At 61.8% G+C, this 2,240-nt stretch carries 3 protein-coding genes; all 3 read left to right on the top strand.

The window, feature by feature from the left end; all coding sequences use genetic code 11:
* Positions 1 to 6: 6 nt before the first annotated feature.
* Positions 7 to 135 (top strand): IS66 family insertion sequence element accessory protein TnpB, encoded by a 129-nt coding sequence (gene tnpB, locus AWB78_RS50100; RefSeq protein ID WP_374729532.1) that lies wholly within the window; start codon positions 7 to 9, stop codon positions 133 to 135.
* Positions 136 to 366: 231 nt separating this feature from the next.
* A complete protein-coding gene (locus AWB78_RS42190; RefSeq protein ID WP_157697898.1) occupies positions 367 to 1,665 on the top strand; it encodes an IS110 family RNA-guided transposase in 1,299 nt (432 codons plus the stop codon).
* A 36-nt stretch (positions 1,666 to 1,701) separates the two neighbouring features.
* Positions 1,702 to 2,240: transposase (locus tag AWB78_RS42185; RefSeq protein ID WP_198399497.1), on the top strand; the 539-nt coding region annotated here is incomplete at its 3' end.

Below are 2,240 nucleotides of genomic sequence, written 5' to 3'. Positions count from 1 at the left end.
ACGATCGTGGAGCAGGCGCTGGGACTCGATCCGTTCGCGCGGGCAGTTTACGTGTTTCGTAACCGGCGGGCCGATCGCCTCAAACTGCTTCTCTGGGAGCCTCCAGTTTTGGCAAAAACCGCACACGCACCATGAACCAGGATCGTCTATCGTCAGATAACGCGTAGCGGTTCCTGGCAGCGTAGCTGAGTTCCCTCTGGTGCATCGGACAACTGTCGGATTGCCCGTCTGGGAGAATAGCCCTGGTCGCGATCAGTCGCACATTCTGGTGAGCACTGCTTCCCGCTGGAGAGATTTGTTTTTCATATGACGTGACCGGGCCGGAGCCACCGCGCGCATTATGGTGCCCAAATGCGGAGGTTCATCATGTTACAGTCACTCCCCATGCTCGATCTGTTGGCCGCGTTCGTCGACATCGGCAGTGAACACATGCATGTTTCGGTGGGCGGAAACCGGCCGGAAGTGTTCGGTACCGTTACGTCGCAGTTGCACGCGTTGCGCGACTGGCTGCTCGCACAGGGCGTGCATTCGGTAGCCATGGAAGCCACCGGCGTGTACTGGTTGCCTTTGTATGGTGTGCTGGAAAGCGCCGGTCTGGACGTACGCATGGTCAATGGCAGGCAGACGCGCAACCTGCCAGGCAGGAAGACCTATATGGCTGACAGCCAGCGGGGCGCCACGCTGCACATGCATGGTCTGCTGCACGCCGGCTTCGTGCCACCGGCTGACATCCGCCGGCTGCAGGACTACCTGCGCCTGCGTGCCGATCATGTGGCGGCGGCAGCGGCTTGTGTGCAACTGATGCAGAAGGCGTTCGAGCGCATGAACATCAAGCTGCATGATGTCATCTCGTCCCTGGCCGGCGTCAGCGGCATGGCGGTGACGCGCGCGATCGTGGCCGGCGAGCGGTCCCCCGAGGCCCTGGTGGCACTGTGCGACGTGCAGATCCGGCGCAAAAAGGAACAGGCCGTGATCGAGGCCCTGCGGGGCACGTGGGCCGACGAGCACATCTTCGCCCTGGGCCAAGCGTTGCAATCCTGGGACCACTACCAGAAACTCATCGCCGATTGCGACGAGCGAATCGCCGCCGTGCTGCCGCCGCACGATGACACACAGCCGCCGCTGCCCAGGTCCACCCGACAGACCGGCGTCAACGCGCCGGAAATCGCCAGGCTGCGCGAGATACTGGCCCAGATGTGCGGTGGACGGGATCTGACGAAGCTGCCCGCGCTGTCGTCCTATGGCCTGCTGCAACTGATCGGTGAGGTGGGGACCGACCTGAGCGTCTGGCCCACTGAAAAACACTTCACCGCCTGGACCGGACTGGCACCGGGCAGCAGTGATAGCGGCAAACGCAAGAAACACGCAAAGCGCGGCCGCAACCGGACCGGACAACTGTTCTGCATGATGGCACAAAGCCTGGTACGCAGCAGGGATATCGCGCTCGGTGGTTTCTACCGCCGTCTCGCGGCCCGCCGCGGAGGCTTGGTGGCAACCAAGGCGCTGGCGCGCAAGCTGGCCGCCTGGTTCTGGCGCGTGATGGTCAAGGGTGACGACTACGTTGAAAAGGGACTCGCGCGCTATGAGGAACAGGTCCGCAAAACCAGGGAACACGCTCTCAGGCGGTTAGCCAAGGAGCTAGGAGTCCGCGCGGCAGAAATCTGATGTCATCCGGCCGAGCGGAGAAGACGTTGTTAGCAGATGCCAACAAGTTATCTCCCATACGAGCCGCAGCAGCAGATGTTGCTGCCCCACGCGCTGCAAGACTGGCTGCCGGAAGGGCACCTGGCCTATTACATCAGCGACACGGTGGATTCGCTCGACCTGTCAAGCTTCCATGCGCGGTATGCGAGCGGCGGCCCGCGCAATCAACCCTTTCATCCGGCGATGATGGTGAAGGTGCTCGTCTACGGCTATGCGACCGGGGTGTTCTCGTCGCGCAAGCTGGCCAGGAAGCTGCATGAAGATGTCGCGTTCCGGGTCCTCGCAGCGGGCAACTATCCGGCGCATCGCACGCTTTGCGACTTTCGCGCCTTTCACTTGAAGGAACTGTCGGAGCTGTTTGTGCAAGTGGTGAAGCTGGCCAAGGAATGCGGACTGGTCAAGCTCGGGACGATTGCCGTTGACGGCACGAAGATCAAGGCCAATGCGTCGCGTCATAAGGCGATGAGTTACGAGCGGATGAAGAAAGCCGAGCTGGAACTCAAAGAACAGATCGATGCGCTGCTGGCCAAGGCGAA

It is taken from the genome of Caballeronia calidae, from assembly GCF_900044055.2.
Taxonomy (GTDB): Bacteria; Pseudomonadota; Gammaproteobacteria; order Burkholderiales; family Burkholderiaceae; genus Caballeronia; species Caballeronia calidae.
The sequence above is the reverse complement of the archived record's forward strand: the minus strand, read 5'-3'. Positions and strand labels throughout refer to the sequence as shown.

What these genes read in the sequence shown, in the direction of transcription:
- AWB78_RS42190 (WP_157697898.1), top strand. Translation starts at nt 367, where the DNA reads ATGTTACAGTCACTCCCCATGCTCGATCTGTTGGCCGCGTTCGTCGAC.